This window comes from Parabacteroides caeci, assembly GCF_023656795.1.
Taxonomy (GTDB): Bacteria; Bacteroidota; Bacteroidia; order Bacteroidales; family Tannerellaceae; genus Parabacteroides; species Parabacteroides segnis.
Genome location: NZ_JAMOKT010000010.1, coordinates 39,539 through 61,812, shown reverse-complemented (window position 1 = coordinate 61,812; position 22,274 = coordinate 39,539). Strand labels below are relative to the sequence as shown.

Genomic DNA, 22,274 nt, shown 5'->3' with positions numbered 1-22,274 from the left:
AAGACAACCTCACTCATTTTTTGCCCCCACAAAAATTCAAATAATTAAAAAAAATGATTTTTTATATCCAATCAGAAGGAAAGATTATCAAAAATAGCGGAATAACAGATGAGGTTGCCTCCTCACGCATATGTTCAATTCCCCTCGCCACCAACTTTCGTGCACCTTTCTGGGTCAGGTCTAACATATCTGCAATCTCATCATAGGAAAGTTTTTGCATATACCTTAAATAGATGGCTTCCCGTTGCCGATCCGTTAAAGTATCCAGCAGAGATTTTACTTTCTGTACTCTCATAGCAGCTTGTTCACGGTCTATCAGTTCATCCAGTAAATCGACCTCAACAACAAATAAATGTTCACACTGTTCTACGTCACTATATTCATAGGGGATTTTTAAGACATTCAAAAGTCTGTTCTTAAAACAAGTAAACAAAAAAGATTTTATATTTCTAACGCCTTCAAAAATTTTCGTATTAGATAACAATGACAGGAAAAGATCATGAAGAACATCATACAATTCATCGTCCGAAAGACCGAACCCTTTCCCATAAGCATACAAATTATTCACATAACAAGTATAAATATAGTCAAAACTCTCTCGATCTCCCTGAACTAATTTTTTTATAATATCTTCTTCAGCTACATTCATAAAAGCATTAATAGACTAACCTGTGTCTACCTGCACCTGGTTAACTTCAGCTTCCAAATATAGCCATTTTTTTATTATATGCTTTTTTATTGAGCAAAAAGCATATAATACTTACCTCATAACAAACAAATACTCCATATGCAGTTAATACTTCCAATCCGGATAGCCACAATTCGGAAAACGAGCACAACCAATGGTATATTATTTGTTTTTACTATGTTAATCAATCTACTAACTCATCAAAACCTTCCAAAACCTTTCCGGAAGATAAATGTTCCCGACCCAAATAGCCTCATTAAACAAAGGAGCAATTTCTTCCGGAAGAAAGCCAGCAATTCCACAACCGATTTCTGTTACCAGAAAAGTCATTTCCGGATGTTGCTTTGCAAAACAGATAAAATCCTTTACATAAGGATCGATTTTATCCACACCGCCATGCATCGTTGGTATAGCATACGTTTGTCCCTGTAAACCGACACCTTGTCCCCATACGGCTCCCCATTTACGATAAGCCAGGAGAGCGGCACCTCCACCATGAGCTCCTGCCAAATTACTACCAAATACAAAAATCTCATCCGGCTTCAAGTCCTGTATCCGATTGTTTGTTATGCGCTGTTTATACATACTATTCTTCCTGCTTATCCGCCGCCAGCAAATACATCACCTTATTCCGATAGCCCACCTTGACGAGTACGCCTTCCTCCACGAACTTCTTCAGATCTATTTCCGCCCGGTAACGGCTACAACCAAATTCTTTAGCATAAGCACGCGGAGTCACACTTTCCCAATGTTTCATGTATTTCAACAATTTATCTTTTAGTGTCTCCCTGTTATCAAGTATCTTTTTATCTTTTTCAAACTCCAGATCGATTTTCCTTAACTTTTTTCGTAGAGAAGTGGAACAACGGTAATTAATTCCATCTACGTAAACCGTTCCCTTGTTTCCGTTTTCTTTATTCGGAGTAGTTTTCAATGATGGCGAGAAATACCCCAGATCATCCAACTCGATATGGCAGCCGTCCTCCAGGGCCAGTTCGACCACCCAGGCAAATGAATCCAAGACACTTTTGACTTCTGCCGACGATACAGCAGAACGTTCGCTTATCAACCTGCAAACTTTTTCCAGATTATAAGTTCCCCTGCTGATCGCACGGGCATGTGTCAACCGCATGCCTTTACGTCCATTCGGCTTCGGCGTGTAGTAAGCTTTAAATTTTATTGACATGGTATTATTTATTTGGTTACATACTCTTTTCATCTATATGCCTTACTAATTTGAATTAGTACGGCAGGTAATCAATGGTTGATAATCCTCGGCCGTTTGGCTCACAATTATCGACCGATTGGCACATAATTATCAACCAAACGGCCGACAATTATCAGCCGCTAAATCCATTAGCATCAAAGATACAACAGAAAGGGAGAAATTATCCTCCTGAACGCTTATATTTTATTGTTTCCCGCGTATTATCTTCAACACACATGAAAATTTTCTCATCGACATCCTCTTATTAGACCTTAATAAGAATTAATAATTCTGATTATCGCAATATATTTCTTACTTTTGCAAGTTAGAAATCATAGGTATACTATAAGAAGTAGCATGGAAAAGGAGAATAATCCCATATATGAACGCAATACGCTGGAGTTTGTAACTGTAGCGCTGGAATTTTGTACATTTGTTGAAACAGCCGGACAAAACGGCCTTTTTGATTTTATAGATAAAGGAATCAAGCTGTTACCTCTGCTCTATCTGAAAGCGACACTGTTGCCGGAAGCAGAAGTGGACGATGAAGATGACGAACCGGAACTGACTGTTACGGAAGATATGTACGAAGCCGTGCGGACCCGTATTGCCGCCCTGCTGGGAGAAAAAGACTCTTACCTGGAGACATTTCATCCGGATATGCAATACAGCGACACGCCAATCGCTGCATTTATCTCGGAGAACCTGGCGGATGTTTACCAGGACACAGGAAATTTTGTTTCACTTTTCCGACAGGGAAATGAGGAAGTCATGCTTCAGGCTATTGCTTTATGCCGCGCCAATTTCCAGGAGTTCTGGGGACAGCAACTCTTAAATGCACTAAAAGCGCTTCACACTATCCGTTACAGCGATGAAGAAATTATTGAAACGAACGAGGAATGATGACACAATATACACACACAATAACAAAAGAAGAGATATCACTTCTTGAAATAGAAGAATTTCCGGGACGGATCCTTGTTATCGACACCGAAAAGGATGCCGATAAAGCCGTCAGCTATTTAACCCAGTTCGAAGCGGTTGGCTTCGATACGGAAACACGTCCCAGTTTTAAAAAGGGAACACGCTATAAGATTTCGTTGATGCAGATTTCGACAGACGAGGCTTGCTTCCTGTTCCGGTTGAACAGAATCGGTATTCCGCAATCGCTTGAAGATTTTCTGGTTAACGATAAAATATTAAAAATCGGGTTATCCCTGCGCGATGATTTCGGTGCCATGCGGAAGCGGACGGATATCAAACCGGCTAACTTTCTGGATTTGCAGAATTATGTGGGACAGTTCGGCATCGAGGATGCCAGCCTGCAAAAGATCTATGCGATCCTTTTCGACAAGAAAATATCGAAAGGCCAGCGCCTGAGCAACTGGGAAGCTGATGTGCTGACCGAACAACAAAAGAAATATGCAGCCCTGGACGCCTGGGCTTGTCTGAAAATTTACAACCAATTGAATCAAGATAAATAAGAATGAACTATTGTAAAATCTTTCTCAAACCGAAAAAGGAAGAATCGTTGTTGCGCTTCCATCCGTGGGTGTTCTCCGGAGCTATCCAAAGCATTGAAGGGAATCCTGAAGAGGGCGACCTGGTAGAGGTGTACGGAACGAACCAGCGTTTTCTGGCTATCGGCCATTATCAGATAGGCAGCATCGCCGTACGTATCTTATCGTTCAAACCGATTACGATCGATGCGGATTTCTGGGTAGAACGTATCCGCGTGGCTTATGCTATTCGCCGCGAACTGGGACTGGCAGGTGTGGAAAACAATAATACTTTTCGCCTGATTCATGGGGAAGGAGATAATCTTCCGGGACTCGTTATCGACATGTATGCCCATACGGCTGTTATGCAGGCGCATTCAGTCGGTATGCATTATGCCCGCCACGAAATTGCCGAAGCGTTAAAAACGGTACTGGGAGATACTTTACAGAACATTTATTATAAATCGGAAGCGACTCTTCCTTATAAAGCCAATCTCGGCAGTGAAGACGGTTACCTGTATGGCGGAGAAGTAGAGGATATTGCGACTGAAAACGGACTGAAATTCTGTGTGGACTGGCAGAAAGGACAAAAGACCGGTTTCTTTGTGGACCAGCGCGAAAACCGTTCTTTGCTGGAACGGTACGCCAAAGGTCATTCGGTGCTGAACATGTTTTGCTACACCGGTGGATTTTCGTTCTATGCGATGCGTGGCGGTGCCGAAGTAGTTCATTCGGTAGACAGTTCGGCCAAAGCTATTTCGCTGACAAATAAAAATGTGGAATTGAACTTCCCTGGCGACCAGCGACATAAAGCTTTTGCGGAAGATGCCTTCAAATATCTGGAAAAGATGGGAAGCAATTACGATCTGATCATTCTGGACCCGCCGGCCTTTGCCAAGCATAAGAACGTGCTCCGCAATGCTTTGCAAGGATACCGTAAACTGAACGCGATCGCTTTTGAAAAGATTAAACCGGGAGGTATTTTATTTACTTTCTCCTGTTCGCAGGTTGTCAGTAAAGAGAATTTCCGCCTGGCCGTATTCAGTGCCGCAGCACAATCCGGACGTAGCGTCCGTATCCTGCATCAACTGACGCAACCGGCCGATCACCCGGTCAATATTTACCATCCGGAAGGGGAATATCTGAAAGGATTAGTTTTATACGTTGAATAAAAATATAAAACTCTAACTAAAACGGGGGTATCTAAAAAGTCACTCATTCGTCCTTAAGAATTGAATATTTGAACTCAATCTCAGAAGGTATCCGAATAAACCAGAGTCAAAAATACTTTTTAGACAGTCCCGTTTTTATACTTGCAACCAACGCCCCATAACTATTCAAAAATTGATTTCTTCTCCCACCTTTTGCATAAAACACGACCTTATAATTACTTGAAATAAAGAATATTTTTTTAACTTTATCCCCTGTAAACAATTAATTTCAATCTCTAAAGCTATATGAAGCATTATCTAATACTCATTACATCAACCTTATTTTTGCTAGGTTGTCAAAGCTCTAAAGAGAATATAAAAGAGCAATCTTTAAAAACTATTCATCATATTGATTTCTCCCAGGTGAAAATCAATGATAATTTTTGGTCTCCCAGACTCAGCAAACATATTTCTACCACTCTACTTGTTTGCATAGATCAAATAGAGAATCAAACCGGACGCATCCGCAATTTCGAAAATGCAGCTAAAGGAGAAGGAGAACACTCCGGTATCTTCTTTGACGACTCCGACGTTTACAAGGCGTTAGAAGGCATTGCTTACAGTCTGATCAACAATCCTAACCCAGAACTGGAAAAAAAGGCCGATGAATGGATCAACAAAATCGAAGCCGCACAACAATCCGATGGATATATCAACACCTTTTACACGCTTACCAACCTCGAAAAACGGTGGACAAACATGGATAAGCATGAAATGTATTGTGCCGGACACCTGATTGAGGCTGGAGTAGCTTATTTCCAAGCTACCGGCAAACGCAAGCTACTTGACGTATGTATCCGGATGGCAGACCATATGATGAGACAATTCGGACCGGAAAAGGCACACTGGGTGCCGGGACACGAGGAAATCGAGTTGGCTCTTGTCAAACTTTACCAAATTACTTTGGAGGATAAATATCTGGATTTTGCTTATTGGTTGCTGGAAGAGCGTGGACATGGCTACGGAAGTATGGGTAACGAAGGAATATGGAATCCTGCTTATTATCAAGACAGTGAACCTGTTCGAAAACTGACAGACATCTCAGGACATGCCGTACGATGCATGTATCTATACTGCGGCATGACTGACGTGGCTGCATTGAGAAATAACACAGAGTACATTGACGCATTAAACCGTTTATGGGATGATGTCGCATTACGAAACATGTACATCACCGGAGGTATCGGTTCATCCAAGCATAACGAAGGGGTCACGAAAGATTATGATTTACCGAACTTGGAGGCATATTGTGAAACCTGTGCTTCGGTAGGCATGGTATTTTGGAACCATCGTATGAATCAGATTACAGGCGATGCGAAATACATCGATATACTGGAACGCTCCATGTACAACGGTGTGCTTGCCGGTATCTCCCTAAGCGGCGACCGATTCTTCTATGTGAATCCTTTGGAGTCAAAAGGAGACCATCATCGGCAAGAGTGGTATGGCTGCGCCTGTTGCCCCAGTCAACTCTCCCGTTTCCTGCCAACCATCGGTAATTATATCTATGCTATTTCCGACGATGCACTCTGGGTCAACCTTTACATCGGCAATACAACCCGATTTACCCTTAACGACGACAACGTCATCCTACGGCAAGAAACGAATTACCCTTGGGACGGCTCCGTCAAACTTACCGTATCTTCAACCAAAGACCTGGACAAGGAAATCCGACTCCGTATACCCGGTTGGTGCAAAAATTATACCATAACAATAAACGGAAAGGAAGTAGGTCTGTCTCAAGAAAAAGGATACGCTATCGTCTACGACTGGAAACCGGGCGACATGATCTCGTTAGACATGGATATGCCTGTCGAAGTTGAATCTGCCGATCCCCTGGTAACGGAAAACATCGGTAAACGAGCCATTCAACGTGGTCCCCTTGTTTACTGTGCGGAAGAGACAGACAACTCTGCCTATTTCGACCAGTTGACACTTACCTCCGACACTGAATACCACACCTCCTTCGAAGCCGGTCTTCTGAACGGTGTGAAAACTGTCAACGCTAAAAACGAGCAACAATCAATCACCTTCATACCCTATTATGCCTGGGACAACCGGGAAGCAGGAAAAATGAAAGTATGGATAGATTATAAAGAATAACAAGCCATAAAAGAAAAAGCCGCATCGTACCAATGGAGTACGATGCGGCTTTTTCTTTTATGGTCTGTATCAGTTTCAATTACTAAATACCGACTTTTATGATTACAGGATACCCTGAGCCATCATAGCTTTTGCAACCTTCATGAAGCCGGCCACATTAGCACCCTTCACATAGTTTACAGTTCCGTCAGCCTGTGTCCCGTATTTTACACATTGTTCGTGGATAGACTTCATGATGCCTTTCAGCTTTTCGTCTACTTCTTCTCTTGTCCAACTCAGCTTCATTGCATTCTGAGTCATTTCCAGACCTGATACGGAAACACCACCGGCGTTAGCAGCCTTACCCGGAGCATACAGGATTTTAGCTTCCAGGAATGCATCGATAGCTTCCGGAGTAGAAGGCATGTTTGCACCTTCCGATACAGCGAAACAACCGTTAGCCAACAGCGTCTTGGCATCGTCACCGTTCAATTCGTTCTGAGTTGCACTCGGCATGGCGATGTCACATTTTTCACCCCAAGGACGGCCACCCTGAACATATTTACAGCCATATTTTTCTGCATATTCGCGGATACGCCCACGATACAGGTTCTTCAATTCCATGATATAATCCAGTTTCTCACGGTCGATACCGTCCGGATCATAGATATAACCGTCAGAGTCAGACATAGTAACCGGTTTAGCACCCAGTTCGATCAGTTTTTCAACCGTATACTGAGCTACGTTACCTGAACCTGAAACAGCAACCACTTTACCTTTAATGTCGATGTTACGAGTCTTCAACATTTCCAGCAGGAAGTAAACGTTACCGTAACCTGTTGCTTCCGGACGAATCAGTGAACCACCGAATTCGATACCTTTACCTGTGAATGTACCTGTATTTTCGCGGGCCAGCTTTTTGTACATACCATACATATAAGCAACTTCACGTCCGCCAACACCTATATCACCGGCAGGAACGTCTGTATCCGGACCAATGTGACGCCACAATTCCATAACGAAAGCCTGGCAGAAACGCATGATTTCAGCATTTGATTTGCCACGCGGGCTGAAGTCGGCACCACCTTTACCACCACCCATCGGCAGTGTAGTCAATGAGTTCTTGAAAGTCTGTTCGAAAGCCAGGAACTTAAGGATCGATTGATTTACAGAAGCATGGAAACGGATACCGCCTTTGTACGGGCCGATCACGTTGTTATGCTGGATACGGTAACCCATGTTTGTCTGTACCTGTCCTTTATCGTCTACCCATGTTACACGGAATGAGAAAATACGATCAGGAATACAAAGACGTTCGATCAGGTTGCTCTTTTCAAACTCAGGATGTTCGTTATAGGCTTCTTCAATTGTGCCTAAAACTTCAGCCACTGCCTGATGATACTCGGGTTCGTTAGGAAATCTTCTCTTTAAGTTGTCTAAAACTTCATTTGCCTTCATAAGAACTGTTTATTTAGAATGTTATACCAATTTGCTAGTTAGCGTTCTTCTTTTAAGAACGTCGCAAAGGTAAGCCATTTTTTCAAACCGGCAAATATTTGAAAGAAAAAATGATAAAAAAATATCGAAATGATATTTTAAAGAGGCAAACGTGACTAAATGTCACTCATTTCTACGTTTTATGTTTTTATAGACAGGAACGAACACAATGATAGCGGACGCTACCAAGGCAAAAACCACATCAAAGGTTATCTTTTCACTGTAAACAAGCAGCATGTAGGCCAAAACACCCCATAAAAGAGTGAGACACACCGCCTGACTATTTGTTATCTTTCTACGGGCCATCGGTTACATTTTTTTAGTTAGACGAGATTTGTGATCCAAAAAAGATCAATAATACCAAAAACACAGCAATAATCACAAATAAGATGACAATTTGCTTCTCTAACGTGTAATTACGAAGAAAAGGGATATGACGGGCCCATCCGGCTACGACCCGTATCTGCTCAGCTTCTTCATCCTCCGCAGGAATGTCGTACCCGCCGGCTTCCATCACCTCCAACGCCCGGGGCACATCGCTTTCAAGCACCTCTACACGGGCACCGCCAACATCTATATAACCCGCCATCAACTGACTACTATATTCGTTCCTCAAATAACATTCGATATCTTCCGACCTGAGCAAAGCGATCAGTGTCTGGGCCTCTGCCGGATATTGAAACCGGGCTATTTCGACCATTTTATCCGTATCATCCATGAATAGATCTTTTCTGCAAAGAAAGTGATTTTGACTTACATGAGCAAGTTTTCAGCAATACCAGTTGCCTGCCGGATACGGTCAGCCATGCCGATACCACCTTTCATATTACCGGCCAGTATCAGTCCGGGATAACGTGCCTCCAACTGATCGATCGTAGCGAAACGTTCGCCACTGCTCAGGCCATACTGCGGTATTGCATGCTGGTGGCGGAAAATACGGATCATATCCGGTTGCACCTGAATAGGGAATTTCAGCATTGCATGAAATTCATGTGTGATCAGTCCCTTTAGTTCATCATCGCTTAAACGGGTCAGTTCCGCCCGCTTGACACCACCGATAAAAAAAGAAAAGAGGGCTCCTTCTTTCGGTGCACGATTATCGAAACAGGCAGCCGGGAAAAGAATCCCCAGCACATCCTTCTTTTCGCAGGAAGGGACCAGTCCGCCAAAAGCGTTAAAACGCAAGCTACCGGTATTACGAATGCCGACACTCGCCTGTACTACCGGAGCATATTGCAGGTTACTGATCTTATCCATATCTTCCCGGGGAATGAACGGCAGCAGATCAGGCAAGGTATAGGCACCGCTCGTCGTTACGACCTTATTGGCATGCATAAGTTGTTCGCCTTCGGAAGTCGTATAAGTTGCCAGCCAGCCTTTTTCAGACGGACGGACCGTCACGCCGGAAGCCGACAAGGTGATATTTTGGGAACCGATAGCCTCTGCCATCGCTTTCGCCAGATTCTCTAAACCACCGGCAGCGGAGAACACTTTTTTGGTAGCCAACCGGTCACGGGCTGTTTTGGGTTGCCGGGCTTTGGCAATCGTGCCTTTGATAAATCCTCCGTATTGCTGTTCCAGATTATACAATTTAGGTAACGCATAACGGGTAATGAGTTTCAGCGGATCGCCGGCATAAACACCGGAGAGGAACGGGTCTACGGCATAATTCAGGAATGACTTTCCCAAACGGCGGGCAGCCAGTTCACCGACCGACTCATCCGGATTCGTACCTTTTGCCCGGAAAGGTTCGCCCAGAATACGAAATTTATCACCGAGGGTAAACAATGGAGTTGTCACTGCACTAAGCAAGCCGGAAGGTAATGCACGGAAAGAGTTTCCTTTCCAGATCAGGCGGCGTTTGGCCTCTTCATGGGCCGTTTCCAATTGACAGGCAGGCGACAGGGCTTCAAACAGTTCGGCGACCTCGGGATAGGATATTACTCCGGTATTCGGTCCGCTTTCAAAAACGAACCCGTCTTCACGGAAGGTATGTATTTGTCCGCCTACCCGGTTACTACATTCAAGAATATGTACCTGTTTTCCTCCACGGGTCAGTCGGAAGGCGGTAGTCAAACCGGTCAGCCCGGCTCCGATAACCAGAATATCCGTATTATGTTGTTCCATATCAGACAGGTTTTGAAAATGATTTATTGGAATGAAGCATCAGTTTATCCAGCGATGCGGCAACGTTACGGACAAAGAGAGCTCCGCCGGAAGTCATACGGATATGGTTGTCATCATACTCGATCAGGCCGTCGGCAGCAAACTCATTCAGACGATTGTCATTATAGGCGGTTGCCGATTTTATCTCTTCCGCAGAAAGGGAGAAACGGGCTGCCATCTCCTGCCAGTCCAGGGAATAGTTGCACATCAGTGTTTCGATCACCTCACGGGTAATCTGTTCGTCCCGGCTCAACTCATATCCTTTCGATACGGCAAACGTATCGTTTTCGATCCGTTCCATATATTGATTAATATCCTTGCTGTTCTGGGTATAGGCAGTATTCAGCTGGCTGATTCCAGTCACACCGAAAGCATACACCTGTCCGGTTGTACGGCGGGTACAATAGCCCTGGAAGTTACGATGCAAGCGGCCGTTCTTCAACGCCGTATACAATTCATCGTCCTGCCGGACAAAATGGTCCAGGCCGATCGTCTTGTAACCGGCTGTTGACAAAAGTTTCTTTGCCGATTCATACATGCGGCTTTTTTCTTCACTGGGCGGCAATCCGGCTTTTTCCAGAATAAGCTGCTGTTTGTTCACCCAAGGGACATGGGCATACGAGAATGTAACCAGGCGGTCGGGACACAGAACTGCCGCCCGCGTAATGGTTTCCGCAAAACTTTCGGCCGTCTGGAACGGCAAGCCATAGATAAAGTCCATATTGATGCGCGCCCCTTTGCTACGAAGAATCTGAAAGATCATCTCCGCCGGCAACAACGACGGGCGGCGGTTGACCGTCTTCAACACCTTTTCATTGAAATCCTGCACCCCGAGGCTGAACCGATTGAAACCCGCCTCCGTCAGCGACTGCCAAGACTCTTCATCCAGATATCCGGGATGGCACTCGACCGCTATTTCGGGCTGGTCGATCGTTTCAAAGCCTGCCAACAAATGTTCGTTCAGTTCTCTCAGATAATACACGGGCATGGATGTCGGACTTCCCCCGCCATAATGAATCTGGGAAATCTTACGTCCGGGAGCCAGCCGCGTCTTTACCAGTTCTATTTCCCTGTGCAACGCTGAAAAATAACGTTCTATCACGCCTCGCTTCATCATCGGGAATGAATTACACCCGCAGTAATGGCAAAGATGGCGGCAGAACGGGATATGCACATAAAAAGAGATATGCTCGGGCCGTGCCGTATTGGAAGCCTCTATGGCCGATTCGTATTCCTTATTGGCAAACGCTTCCGTAAAATAGTTTGCCGGCGGATAACTGGTGTATCTCGGCACCGGCACATTATATTTTTGTAATAAATCCTGTATCATAATTATACTGTTTCTTTCTCTTTCCTGAATACGATCAATATATAAACCAACGACAAGGCCGCCAAGCTGACTTCAAAGAAAAACAAGCCGTGGTAGCCGGTATGGTCGGCAATCTTTCCACTCAATATCGCCATCACCATCCCGCTCAGATGGGTTATGACCGTCTGTATCGTAAAGTCCGTGCCTTCCCGTCCGGGACGTACACAATCCATCGCCGTTGTATAGACCACGATCGTCGCCATCCCATAGCTGCCCCAAAGCAGGGCGATGCCGGCATGCAACAGTCCGAGTATCGGAGTGACATAAGACAGTCCGAGGAAATAAAGCGTGGCAAGCAGCACAAACACGGCAAACAGGATGCGTGCCCAATGCCGTCCGATGCGACGCACGATAAAGCCTCCGATAAAAGAAAAGATGAAACCGAAAGAGGTCCCTATCACACCGCTCATCACCCCGATCTCTTTCATCGAATATCCCAGATCGACCAGGTAGGGCTTCAACATCGCCAACGTACCGATCAGGCCGGAATAATAAAGGAAAAGGAAACCGATCTGTTTCCATATATTCTTTTGGGTAAAGAAGTAAAAGACATCTGCTTTCTTCGCCCGTTCATGCGTATCTTTCGGTGCAATCTCCAGTCCGCGGTTGAACAGTAACGGCAATAAAGCGACAATCACAAACAAGGCGACACAAGGCAACAGGCTGTTCCATCCCAGCTGTTTGAACAACAGCAGCAACACGCCTCCCCCAATCATCGAGCCGCCGAAACTGCCCATCGACTGCATGCTGTTCACCAGGCTTTTGTCTTTCCGGCTAAAGGAAAGGACAGCCAGCGCATCGGTCGCAATATCCTGGGTGGCAGAAGCTACGAACGATACGATGATCAGGGCGATAATGGTATAGAAATCCGTTTTAAAATCGAGGAAAGCGACGGCAAAGATCAGGACGGCATAGATCAGTTCGGACAAGAATATCCATCGTTTATAATCGCCCGTTGTCCGGGCATGGCGATCCACCATCGGCGACCAGAGGAATTTCAGTATCCAGGGCAGCTTGATCAGTTGCAGCAAACCGATGGCAGATAAAGAAAAATTCTCCTGCCGCATCATTACCGGAATGACGGTAGAGAAAAAACTCATCGGAATGGTCTGCGCAATGTAGAGGCAGAAGAAGGTTCCGAGATTGAATATTTTGTTTTTTTGTTCCATTCGTTTTCTTTGTAATATGGTTTCCCATGTTGGGAAAGCACTTTTCATCCTTGTAAAGTCGTTTCCCACGTTGGGAAAGCATTTTTCATCCTTGTAAAATCGTTTCCCACGTTGGGAAAGCATTTTACACCCTTGTAAAGTCGTTTCCCACGTTGGGAAAGCATTTTACACCCTTGTAAAGCCGTTTCCCAAGCTGCGAAAGCATTTTACACCCTTGTAAAGCCGTTTCCCAAGCTGCGAAAGCATTTTACACCCCTGTAAAGCCGTTTCCCAGACTGCGAAAGCATTTTACACTCGATTAAAATGCCACCGCTACACTTCCTCCGATCGTGAAAGGGCGACCCGCTTGTGCCAGACCTTTTCCCATCTCAAAATAAAAAGCGGTATATTGTGTGTTGGTGATATTCTTAGCCCAGATCGCAAAGGTAGCAAATCCTTTCGTTGCAGAAACCTTTCCGTTCAATTGTCCGTAAAAAGGTTGGGAAACAACGTTATCTTCTTTCCAGTATATCCGGCCCGCACCGGTAAAGTTCGCACTGATCAGGATGCGGTCGATATGGGAGCATGGATTCGAAATGGTATAATCGGCCCCGGCAGAGAAGGTATGCGAAGGGACCAGCGGCAAATAATTGCCCGAATAGTCATACACCTTGTCTTTCTTCTTGTCTGTATAATCCTTGAATGTGGCATGAGTAAACCCGTAATTCAGCTGTACCATCAGTCCGTTGACCGGATTTCCCTGCAAACTGACTTCCACCCCTTTGCTTTCGCTCCGTCCCGCATTGTTCAGCATGGAACCTACCGTAAGAGACTGACTGATCTGCTGGTTTTTCCAGTTGATCCAGAAAAAAGCGATCTCGGCACGCAGGCGGTTATCGAGGAAAGGATGCTTGCCTCCCACTTCATAATTCCAACTGGTCTCCGGTCGGAAAGAGCGGTCTTCTTCCCGCTCGAAAGAGGTGTTGAAGCCACCGGTCTTATATCCTTTCGTTACAGTGGCGTAGATAATCCCGGAAGAGGGAAACATATATTGTAAGGCAAATTTAGGTGTAACCTGACTGAATTTAAGTTTGCTGTAAAAGGCATCCAACTCCTTACTCTCCTCCTCCGTATCTTTGAAGCTAAGATAATCGGTAGAAGCACGTTCGTAATCATAACGTATGCCGATCGTAGCGGAAAGGCCGTCGACCAGCAGGTCATCGAAGGTAGACTGATGATAAAAGGCTATTCCGTAGGTGGGTGTGTCGTACAACTTACGCGAACTGTAGGCAGCCGACAGATAATCCATTATCACCGTGTTATCTATTCCCTGCCAGAAACCGAAGGCGCCGAACAGCCATTTATACCGCCCGTCTGTCGTCGATTTTATATTAAACTCTTCCGAAAACATCTTCTGTTTCTGATCCTGTTTGGCAAAATAAATACTTGCCGGAGAAAAGTCCTGGTCGATCCCCTGATGATCCGACAGGTGCTGGAAAGCCGTTTTGCTGCTGAGACTGTATCCCGTACCTTTATATTCCACCGTCAGGCCGGTGGTAGACATGGCCCGTTTATAAAAACTGTAATCGTTGTAGTTGACGTCGCCCGGCCGGTGTGTCACCGAATCGCAGACGGCATATGGATAACCTCCTTGTCTGGAATTGTCATACGAACTCATCAAGCCGAGCGACAACCGTTCCGTCGGCTGCCATTCCAACCGGATACGGCCGGAGCCGCTTTTCAGGTCATCCGCTTTCTTGTCGGTAAACAGATTGGTAAAATATCCGTCATTCCTGTTATAATTGGCGGAAAGGGAGTAGCCGAACTTCTCCCCTATTTTCGCATAGCGGGAAAGGGCATACTCGCGGGCACCGTAAGTACCGTTAGAGATCGAAGCATTCGTTCCCTGAAATTTCAAGGGGGATTTGGTATAGACATTGATGATTCCCCCCATCGTATTGCGTCCGTATAGAGTTCCCTGCGGGCCACGCAACACTTCGACACGGTCGATCTCTGCAAAATCGAAATCGAACGCTGACTTTTCAAAATAAGGGATACCGTCCACATAAAGCCCGACGGAAGGCGCATTGATCTTCGAACCGATCCCACGGATATACACAGGCGAAGTCAGCTTCGACCCATAATCAGGCATAAACAGGTTCGGGATAAAGGAACTGAACTCCTTAATTCCTGTAATATTCTTATTTTGTATGGCTGTGCCGGTAACGGAGGAAGCCGACAGCGGTTCCAGGCGCAAATCCCTGTTTTGTTTAAACGACCGGACAACTACCTCGTTCAACTCGACCTGACGAACTTTCGTTGTATCCGGATCGTCCGCTTTGACCGGGAAAACAGAGAGTAATAAACAACAGAATAAAAACAATGCCTTCATATTTGTTATTTTAGAAATAATTGAACTATCCAACTGTCAAAGTGACTCATCTGTTACAGGTTCATTTGCCGTCTGCTTTAGCTGACGGTTTATAAGCTGGTTCTTTTTTGGGCTTTAGCCACATTTCTCTCAGATAGAAAGCTTTAAGAAATGGGACTAAAGTCCAAAGAGATAGATTCTTTACTAGTCCGTCAGCTAAAGCAGACGGCAAATAGACCTGTAATAGTCAAGTGAGGTTGATGATAGGATAGTTCAATCCTGATCAATACTGAATTTAAAACGTTACAGCCACTTCCGCCCCGATCTGGAAAGGTTTGCCTTTTTGTATAAATGAATTATCGAATGATTCGAAATAAAATGCCTGGTAGTCAGTGTCAGTCATATTGCGGCTCCATATATTCAGGTTCACAATTCCCTTACGTACTCCCACTTTGCCATTCAACACACCGTAAAAGTCCTGACTGATATCGTTCTTTTCGGTCCAGAAGATCTTCCCGGCTCCGGCATACTGGACAGAAGCGGTAAACTGGTCGAACCAACTGTTCCGCAACAGTTTGGTATAGTTCAATCCCAGACTGACGGTGTGGCGCGGAGTGTACGGGATGAAGTTATCCTTATAATTTATCTCCGTTTCGTTTTTATCCAACGTCTTATAATCGCGGAAGGTAGCACGGGTGAAACCATAATTCAAATCAGCCGTCAGGCCTTCGGCAATACGGCTGCGAAGGCTTACCTCCACCCCATAACTGTCGGCCTTGCCTCCATTGGTGATCATACGTCCGCTTCCCCCTTTGGCAAATGTCGTCAACTGGATATCCTGAATATCCATATAAAAAAGCGTCAGTTCGGCATGCAGACGGTCCTTGATCAATTCGCTGCGGATGCCCATTTCATAATTCCAGCTGTGCTCCGGTTTATAGGCAGCCACATCTTCCACCTCTGCCGGCTTCTTTGCCTGGTTGGGCATAAACTTCGACATCAGGTCATACCGGGCATACTCCTGCACCAGGTCACCAAACATCTGCACATTGTAGCCTCCCGTCTTATACCCTTTGGCAACCGACACATACGTAAACATACCCGGCGAACATTGATACCTCACTGATACCTTAGGCAGCACCTGCAAAAAGTCCTGCGATGTTTTACCTTCCAATCTTGTCTCGACAGGTAGAACACCCATAGGACGTCCTCCCATAGATACACCTATCTTCATACTATCTACCGAAGAGTCGTAATTCAGCTTTGCCTTTTCATAATCCAGCCGGATACCTGCCGTTACAGACAGCCCGTCCGTAAATAAGTTGTTATAAGTGGACTGGTGGAAGACAGCAAAACCGAATGTCGGCGTTTCAAAATATCCAGGGAAATAAATCTGATTCTTATCATCACCGTATACGGTCAATTGCGGAGCCTTGGGGCTACCAGCCACTAGATCATCAAAGGCTTTCTGCAAGACATCTTTCAGACCATCCTCCTTAAACATCACCGGGCCATCTGTTTTCAGGCTATTATAAAAGCCGTATGCACCGAAGCTCCATTGATAATTCTTTTGGTGATTCGACCGGATCGCCACCTCTTCACTCCAGGCATATTGCTTTTGTTTCTGGTTCAGTGTAAAAATAGACTTCTCCGTATAATCCTGGTCCATCTTCATATCGTCTTTCAGATACTGGTAGGCGGTGGTAGAGGACAGTAGGAATTTATCCGTTTTCCACTCATAATAAATGCTGTTATTCAGCATCCGCCGCCAATAGGTGCTGGGATCATTTATGCGTACAGGTTCCACCTTTCCTGTCTCCCTGTTATATTGTCCGTAAGGGAAAGCGCCCTGGTCGACATAATCATAATTGAATGCATATTGCAGTTTCATTGCCGGATTGATCAGCCAATCCAGTTTAAAGCGTCCACCGGCAGACTTCTCCTTATCTGCCTTCGTATCGGAATATTCGTTCATGAAAAAACCGTCATTCCTGTCGTAGTAACCGCTAAGGGAAATACCTACGTGCTCGCTCAGTTTTCGATAATGGGACGCTTTGATCTTAGAGGCACCATAGTTGCCCGTCGACATCGAAAACTTCGTTCCCTGATAATTGAAGGGTGACAATGTATAAATATTCACAATCCCTCCCATCGCATTACGGCCATACAAAGTACCCTGCGGACCACGCAACACCTCCATGCGCTGTATATCGTTCAATTCAAAATCAAAGGTACTCTTATCCAGGTACGGCACATTATCGACATAAAGTCCGATCGACTGTCCGCTGCTTCGTGCACCGATACCGCGGATATAAATAGCCGAAGTCATTTTGGAGCCGTAATCCGGCATATACAGGTTGGGAACAAACGAACTGATATCTTTCAACGCATCGATCTGACGTCCTGATATCGCTTGGGGGGAAAGGATGGAAACAGAACCGGGCAATAACCGTAAGTCATTCGTTTCCTTTGTAGAAGATGTTATAATGACCTCATCGATATTATACGTCTTGATGGTGTCATTTTCATTCACATTCACTTTTACTTCATCAGCCATCAACGGTTGTAATCCAAAGACAGCCCCTGCAATCAGAACAAACAAGTAGCGTTGTTTCATCGTATTTTCACTATTAGTAATTACGATTGCAAAGGAACAGGAAAGAAACAAGGCGATCAATCACTAGATGTAGTGATTTTAACAAAGAGGCAATAGGACAATGAGGGGTAACTGCTGGTTCAGAATTTATCAAATTTGAACTATCCTGTCCCCGTGCTCGACACGGGAACGAGATAGTTCAATTTTTTCTTATATTGGCTCCTCTATTTTCATTTACCAATCCATATCTTCTGCCTGACAAGCTGGTTACCGTCTTTTAATTCGGCGATGTAGAGACCGGACGGTAAGGTGCGGATCACTGTGTTGCCGGATAAAGATTCCTGACGGATCAATTGACCGGAAATTGAATAGACTGTAAGAATAGAAGATGAGGAAGCCGGATATACATGCAGGCTGTTACCGACAGTGCATATTTTTCCGGGACTATCAGCTACTATTGTTTCCGTAGCCGTAGCAACGCCGAAAGTGGCGACAAGCACAGAGTCTGCCTTCACGTTCCGGAAAATATAACTAGACGGTTTCCCTATTGCCTTCAGGGTACTTCCCGTTCCAACCTGCACACTTTCCAACGCTCCTTTTGCTTCCGTATGCACAATAAACTGATGGTTACTGCCTTCCGCTACCCGTACACAGGCAGGAGTAACGAATCCGCCTTTCCCGACTGTCCGGGAGGTCAACGTGTAAACTGGGATACCGATATTACTGAATACGGCCTCTATCGTTGCATCTTCCTTTATATTCTTTAAAGAGTAACGGGATACCGCTCCGACACTGTTTCCGTTTAATCGCACATCCACCAACTGCTGTCCGTAGCCCGGAGTGAACTCAAACGAAAGATCGCTGCCGTGACTCACTTTGCCTGTCTCCGGAGAAACAGATCCCAGGCCAGTCGCACGTACCCATATGGTATGGTCCGGATAATCAGGCACCTCGGGAACGTCAGGAGTATCCGGATTATCGGGAGTGTCGGGATTATCAGGATTGTCCGGGTCATCCGGGTTGTCCGGAATATCGGGATCGGGCGGATAAGAAGTACGGATGAAGGAGGCGCTGATCTCCCGGGAACTATACATGGCATGCACGACTGTCCCGTTTCCGTTGATCGCATCGGCTGTAAAGTCGGCTGTTCCAATACAGAGGCTCTCCAAAGCAAAATAATCGACAGCTACTGCCTGAATGCGTATCTCCGTACCGGCTACGACCAAGGTTCCGCTCGGCAACGGCTTTCCGTCCGCTTCACAGGTGACGGTCAGTGTACCTCCGGAAGGCTGGGTATAAGTGATACGAACCGGTGCGGGAGGGTCGACCAAAGGAACCGTCACCAGGGTTGTTACTGTAAAGAGATTGACTTTGTCGGAGGGGACAAAGCGGACTGTCCGTTCTTTTTCCGCCTCCATGATCATCTCCGGATCGTCCCATTCGAACACACCGGGAATCATCCCCAAACCGGCAACGGCAGCCATACCACCGGTCAATTCCGAATCCGCCAGGGGTGCACCCGCAGGCAAACCACCGGCTACCGGCAACTCCGTGACAACAGGCACCACCTTGCTTACCGTAAACGTCGAAGTCTTTTCGAAAGCCAGCCATTCCTCATCTTCCTCACGGCTCACCAATACCCGGTAAGTCCCGGCATCCACAGGTATCACCGCCTCATCCTTTTCATTCCGGTATTCCACCTGCCAGCCGTTCAGGGCAGGGACAGACGATACACCTACCAGCTTCGCCCGGCCGTCATACGTCAGGGAGGCGGGAGGTGTCAGTGTTACCGTCACTGCCGAAGGGGTAGCCGGATCGGCTTTCTGCTGAAAGCAAGCCGTGACCGTCTGATCTTTCGTAACTGTCAGGTTGTAGGGATTCAGGTCATACAAGACACCGTCCACCCGGAAACCTTCGAACCGGAAGCCCGAAGCCGGTACAGCCCGTAGCGACAGGCTCATCCCTTCATAGAAAGGTTCCGCAGGCTCGCAAGCCAGATCGCCATTATAGAAAGCGACTGTCCCCTCACCTTCCGTCAGTGCCGTTATCCGGTAAGCTGGTGCCGGAGCAGCGCCGACCTGTATATGCACCTGCGCTGTCGCTTCCCGGTAGTTGTCCGGATCGGCCGGCGTGAAGCGTACGCCCTGATAACCGGATACAGTAACGGCCAGTTTGCCAGCGGTGGCCGACGGATCGGTCCAGGCGAAGGTTCCGGCAACAACCTTTCCTTTGTATTCGGCCTTTCCACCTTCCAGGGTAGCCAGGGTACGAACCAAGCTGCCTAGCTGCTGCTCCTGCGTATAATCAACCGAGGCGATGGTTACAGGTGCCCGTTGTATTTCCAGTCCGCCCGGTATCGTCCGGTCGAAAGCGGCAAAACGGTCGTCGGCCGGGCGTGTCAGTTGCACGTCGTACAGTCCGGCGGCTATGGGTTGCACTTTCTTAGCATTCTGAAAGTAGGTGACCTGAACTTTATCTACAATCCCTCCGGGCATAGTTACCAGGCGAAAAGACTGTACCCGCCCGTCATAGACTACCTGCTGGGGAGTCAGGTCGATGCCGGCAGGAGCGTCCGGGTCCGGGTTCTCCGGATCAGGGTCCGCCCCGATATCGCCCTGGCGGACAAAGGTGGCGGACAGTACCTGGTCTTCCGTCAGTATCACCTGCTGCGACAGGGTGATATCCCGGTTACCCGCCATGATACGTACCAGCTTATATCCTTCGGTAGCCGTTGCCGTGACACGGACGGCAGTACCATACAAATAACTGTTGCCGGAGATAACCGGTTGCCCTCCTGCCGAAGCAGCCAATATTCCGCCGTCAGGCGTTTCGATACGTACCGGGAAACGATTGTCGGCCAGACTAACAGTAAAAGCGACCGCACCTGTTACCTTATAGAAAGCCGTATTCAGGCCGCCGTCCGTGAGGAACTCCACCGGATTGCCGTTAGCCGACAGAGAGACCACCTTCTGCGTATTCGTGTTGACAGCCACCAGGGTCAGCAAGGTATTCTCCTTTACCATCTCTCCGTTGCCGACAACGCTTTCGTCCTTTCTTACGACCAGTGGAGCGGAATAAGTGACCTTATACAATTTCTCCCCGTCCGATCCAATGTCTTCTTCGTCCTTTCCCGCCTCTTTAAAACGGGCACCGATAGTCGTTCCTGTAGTCACTGTTACGATATTGCCGGTCAGGGCCGAGGCCGGCTCAACGGTATAGGCAGCAAAGGTCTTGCCGACAGCCGGCTTATTGGAAAGTGCTAATTGTGTGCCATAAGGTAATTGTATTTCACCGACGATTGCCTCCTGTCCGTTCATGACGGAGAGACTGCCTTCAGTAGAAACAGGAGCGGTAACTGTTACCGGATATATTTTCGGAGCAAAGACAGCGCCGATTGTAACATTGCCTGTAACTGTAACCTTGTCAGAGTTCAGGAGATTGCCAGGGGCTACTTCATAGCCGCTAAAGTCGTAGCCGGTTTCCGGTCGGTTCTCCAAGGTCAGCACTGTGCCATATTCAATTCGATGGGTTCCGGAAAGCAGGACCGTCTGCCCATTCTTCACTGTCAGAGCACCTCCTTTTACCACTGGAATTTTGATCGTTACCGTATAGACCGCTTTACTGAAAACTGCACCAAAAGCAACATTTCCCTTCACTGCAAAGACCGTCCCGACAAGCATCTTGCCATTCTCCGTCAGTTCTTCCAGGGCAAACCCTTCCGCCGGTTGGGGTAGCAAGGTCAGCAAGGTTCCATATGGCACTTTATCACCGTCTGCAACTGTTTTGCCTTCGCCATCTGTGATCTTCAGGCTGCCGTTCTGCATTTCCTCCAGGCTTACGGTATAGGCAAGGGACTTGAAGGAGACTACGATACGGCTGTCTTTCGCTACGTCCGTACAGGTATAGGAAGACATGGCACCAGCTGAAACGCCGTCCACTTTGACATCTTCGATCTCATAGCCTGCATCGGGATGGATCGTAAACGTCTGGCTGCCCCCTTTCGCCACCAGGGCCGAAGTCGGTGTAATGCTTCCCCCGTTGCCGGCTTCGGCTGTCAGAGTAAAGCGGGTGGAAGCGAACGAAGCAGTCAGCGTATGGTTCTCCGCGATCGCTGTAAATGTATAAGTATAAGAAGCCAGGTCTTTGCCGATTACCAGCGGAACACCGTCCACCGACACAGAAGCCAGTACATGCCCCTCTTTTGCACGGATGGTAAAAACGGGACTTGTACCGCCTGCCACCGTCACCACTCCGTTACTGCCTGCCGGCGTGATCGTCCCGCCGGTTGCCTGGGTGACTGTTATAGTCTTGTCGCCTGTCGAAGGACTGTCCGGCCCGCCAGGACCTACGATCTCCTGTGCTCCCGCTGCGGCCGACAGCAACAGCAGGCTGAGGAATAAAAGTTGTCGGATATATTGTTTCATCACGCTATCTCTCTTA

General features: G+C 46.8%; 16 protein-coding genes. 4 read left to right on the top strand and 12 right to left on the bottom strand.

Annotated elements, in window-relative coordinates; translation table 11 throughout:
- Positions 1 to 61: 61 nt before the first annotated feature.
- From NBH15_RS07120 to NBH15_RS07110, 3 genes are all read right to left on the bottom strand, one after another.
- Positions 62 to 649 (bottom strand): RNA polymerase sigma factor, encoded by a 588-nt coding sequence (locus NBH15_RS07120; RefSeq protein ID WP_046145180.1) that lies wholly within the window; start codon positions 647 to 649, stop codon positions 62 to 64.
- A gap of 231 nt (positions 650 to 880) precedes the next feature.
- Entirely contained in the window at positions 881 to 1,273 is a 393-nt protein-coding gene (locus tag NBH15_RS07115; protein WP_046145181.1) for an A1S_2505 family phage non-structural protein, read from the bottom strand.
- Position 1,274: 1 nt separating this feature from the next.
- Complete coding sequence (locus NBH15_RS07110; RefSeq protein ID WP_046145182.1) at positions 1,275 to 1,874, bottom strand: HU family DNA-binding protein; 600 nt, start codon at positions 1,872 to 1,874, stop codon at positions 1,275 to 1,277.
- Between the two features lie 378 nt (positions 1,875 to 2,252).
- Between NBH15_RS07110 and NBH15_RS07105 the strand changes: the two genes are divergently transcribed.
- The 4 genes from NBH15_RS07105 (at position 2,253) to NBH15_RS07090 (ending at position 6,708) form a co-directional block, all read left to right on the top strand.
- Positions 2,253 to 2,798, top strand: a complete 546-nt coding sequence (locus NBH15_RS07105; RefSeq protein ID WP_250822296.1) for a DUF5063 domain-containing protein — start codon at positions 2,253 to 2,255, stop codon at positions 2,796 to 2,798.
- Positions 2,795 to 3,379: a 3'-5' exonuclease gene (locus NBH15_RS07100; RefSeq protein ID WP_007657374.1), complete on the top strand. Its 585-nt coding sequence runs from the start codon at positions 2,795 to 2,797 to the stop codon at positions 3,377 to 3,379. The genes NBH15_RS07105 and NBH15_RS07100 overlap by 4 nt, the downstream gene beginning before the upstream one ends.
- Before the next feature lie 2 nt (positions 3,380 to 3,381).
- Entirely contained in the window at positions 3,382 to 4,566 is a 1,185-nt protein-coding gene (locus NBH15_RS07095) for a class I SAM-dependent rRNA methyltransferase (RefSeq protein WP_250822295.1), read from the top strand.
- Between the two features lie 285 nt (positions 4,567 to 4,851).
- Positions 4,852 to 6,708 carry a glycoside hydrolase family 127 protein gene (locus NBH15_RS07090; protein ID WP_250822294.1) on the top strand — a complete coding sequence of 619 codons (1,857 nt, stop codon included), beginning with the start codon at positions 4,852 to 4,854 and terminating at the stop codon, positions 6,706 to 6,708.
- Between the two features lie 102 nt (positions 6,709 to 6,810).
- Here NBH15_RS07090 and NBH15_RS07085 read toward each other — a convergent pair whose 3' ends face one another.
- From NBH15_RS07085 to NBH15_RS07050, 9 genes are all read right to left on the bottom strand, one after another.
- On the bottom strand, positions 6,811 to 8,145 hold the full coding sequence (locus NBH15_RS07085) for an NADP-specific glutamate dehydrogenase (protein WP_046145185.1): 1,335 nt from the start codon (positions 8,143 to 8,145) through the stop codon (positions 6,811 to 6,813).
- 162 nt (positions 8,146 to 8,307) lie between these two features.
- Complete coding sequence (locus tag NBH15_RS29350) at positions 8,308 to 8,490, bottom strand: hypothetical protein (protein ID WP_007657367.1); 183 nt, start codon at positions 8,488 to 8,490, stop codon at positions 8,308 to 8,310.
- A 13-nt stretch (positions 8,491 to 8,503) separates the two neighbouring features.
- On the bottom strand, positions 8,504 to 8,902 hold the full coding sequence (locus tag NBH15_RS07080; protein WP_250822293.1) for a putative signal transducing protein: 399 nt from the start codon (positions 8,900 to 8,902) through the stop codon (positions 8,504 to 8,506).
- A 35-nt stretch (positions 8,903 to 8,937) separates the two neighbouring features.
- A complete protein-coding gene (gene hemG / locus NBH15_RS07075; RefSeq protein ID WP_250822292.1) occupies positions 8,938 to 10,311 on the bottom strand; it encodes a protoporphyrinogen oxidase in 1,374 nt (457 codons plus the stop codon).
- 1 nt (position 10,312) lies between these two features.
- Positions 10,313 to 11,680, bottom strand: coding sequence for an oxygen-independent coproporphyrinogen III oxidase (hemN, locus tag NBH15_RS07070; protein WP_186958964.1), 1,368 nt, complete (start codon positions 11,678 to 11,680; stop codon positions 10,313 to 10,315).
- A 2-nt stretch (positions 11,681 to 11,682) separates the two neighbouring features.
- Positions 11,683 to 12,888 carry an MFS transporter gene (locus NBH15_RS07065; RefSeq protein WP_250822291.1) on the bottom strand — a complete coding sequence of 402 codons (1,206 nt, stop codon included), beginning with the start codon at positions 12,886 to 12,888 and terminating at the stop codon, positions 11,683 to 11,685.
- A gap of 298 nt (positions 12,889 to 13,186) precedes the next feature.
- A complete protein-coding gene (locus tag NBH15_RS07060) occupies positions 13,187 to 15,259 on the bottom strand; it encodes a TonB-dependent receptor (protein WP_250822290.1) in 2,073 nt (690 codons plus the stop codon).
- Between the two features lie 274 nt (positions 15,260 to 15,533).
- Positions 15,534 to 17,855: a TonB-dependent receptor gene (locus tag NBH15_RS07055; RefSeq protein WP_250822289.1), complete on the bottom strand. Its 2,322-nt coding sequence runs from the start codon at positions 17,853 to 17,855 to the stop codon at positions 15,534 to 15,536.
- Positions 17,856 to 18,064: 209 nt separating this feature from the next.
- Complete coding sequence (locus tag NBH15_RS07050; protein ID WP_250822288.1) at positions 18,065 to 22,258, bottom strand: InlB B-repeat-containing protein; 4,194 nt, start codon at positions 22,256 to 22,258, stop codon at positions 18,065 to 18,067.
- Positions 22,259 to 22,274 lie beyond the last annotated feature (16 nt).

Excerpts from the sequence above, each read along its gene's own strand:
- NBH15_RS07120 (WP_046145180.1), bottom strand. The coding sequence starts at position 649 with ATGAATGTAGCTGAAGAAGATATTATAAAAAAATTAGTTCAGGGAGAT.
- NBH15_RS07115 (WP_046145181.1), bottom strand. The coding sequence starts at position 1,273 with ATGTATAAACAGCGCATAACAAACAATCGGATACAGGACTTGAAGCCG.
- NBH15_RS07110 (WP_046145182.1), bottom strand. The coding sequence starts at position 1,874 with ATGTCAATAAAATTTAAAGCTTACTACACGCCGAAGCCGAATGGACGT.
- NBH15_RS07105 (WP_250822296.1), top strand. The coding sequence starts at position 2,253 with ATGGAAAAGGAGAATAATCCCATATATGAACGCAATACGCTGGAGTTT.
- NBH15_RS07100 (WP_007657374.1), top strand. The coding sequence starts at position 2,795 with ATGATGACACAATATACACACACAATAACAAAAGAAGAGATATCACTT.
- NBH15_RS07095 (WP_250822295.1), top strand. The coding sequence starts at position 3,382 with ATGAACTATTGTAAAATCTTTCTCAAACCGAAAAAGGAAGAATCGTTG.
- NBH15_RS07090 (WP_250822294.1), top strand. The coding sequence starts at position 4,852 with ATGAAGCATTATCTAATACTCATTACATCAACCTTATTTTTGCTAGGT.
- NBH15_RS07085 (WP_046145185.1), bottom strand. The coding sequence starts at position 8,145 with ATGAAGGCAAATGAAGTTTTAGACAACTTAAAGAGAAGATTTCCTAAC.
- NBH15_RS29350 (WP_007657367.1), bottom strand. The coding sequence starts at position 8,490 with ATGGCCCGTAGAAAGATAACAAATAGTCAGGCGGTGTGTCTCACTCTT.
- NBH15_RS07080 (WP_250822293.1), bottom strand. The coding sequence starts at position 8,902 with ATGGATGATACGGATAAAATGGTCGAAATAGCCCGGTTTCAATATCCG.
- hemG (WP_250822292.1), bottom strand. The coding sequence starts at position 10,311 with ATGGAACAACATAATACGGATATTCTGGTTATCGGAGCCGGGCTGACC.
- hemN (WP_186958964.1), bottom strand. The coding sequence starts at position 11,680 with ATGATACAGGATTTATTACAAAAATATAATGTGCCGGTGCCGAGATAC.
- NBH15_RS07065 (WP_250822291.1), bottom strand. The coding sequence starts at position 12,888 with ATGGAACAAAAAAACAAAATATTCAATCTCGGAACCTTCTTCTGCCTC.
- NBH15_RS07060 (WP_250822290.1), bottom strand. The coding sequence starts at position 15,259 with ATGAAGGCATTGTTTTTATTCTGTTGTTTATTACTCTCTGTTTTCCCG.
- NBH15_RS07055 (WP_250822289.1), bottom strand. The coding sequence starts at position 17,855 with ATGAAACAACGCTACTTGTTTGTTCTGATTGCAGGGGCTGTCTTTGGA.
- NBH15_RS07050 (WP_250822288.1), bottom strand. The coding sequence starts at position 22,258 with ATGAAACAATATATCCGACAACTTTTATTCCTCAGCCTGCTGTTGCTG.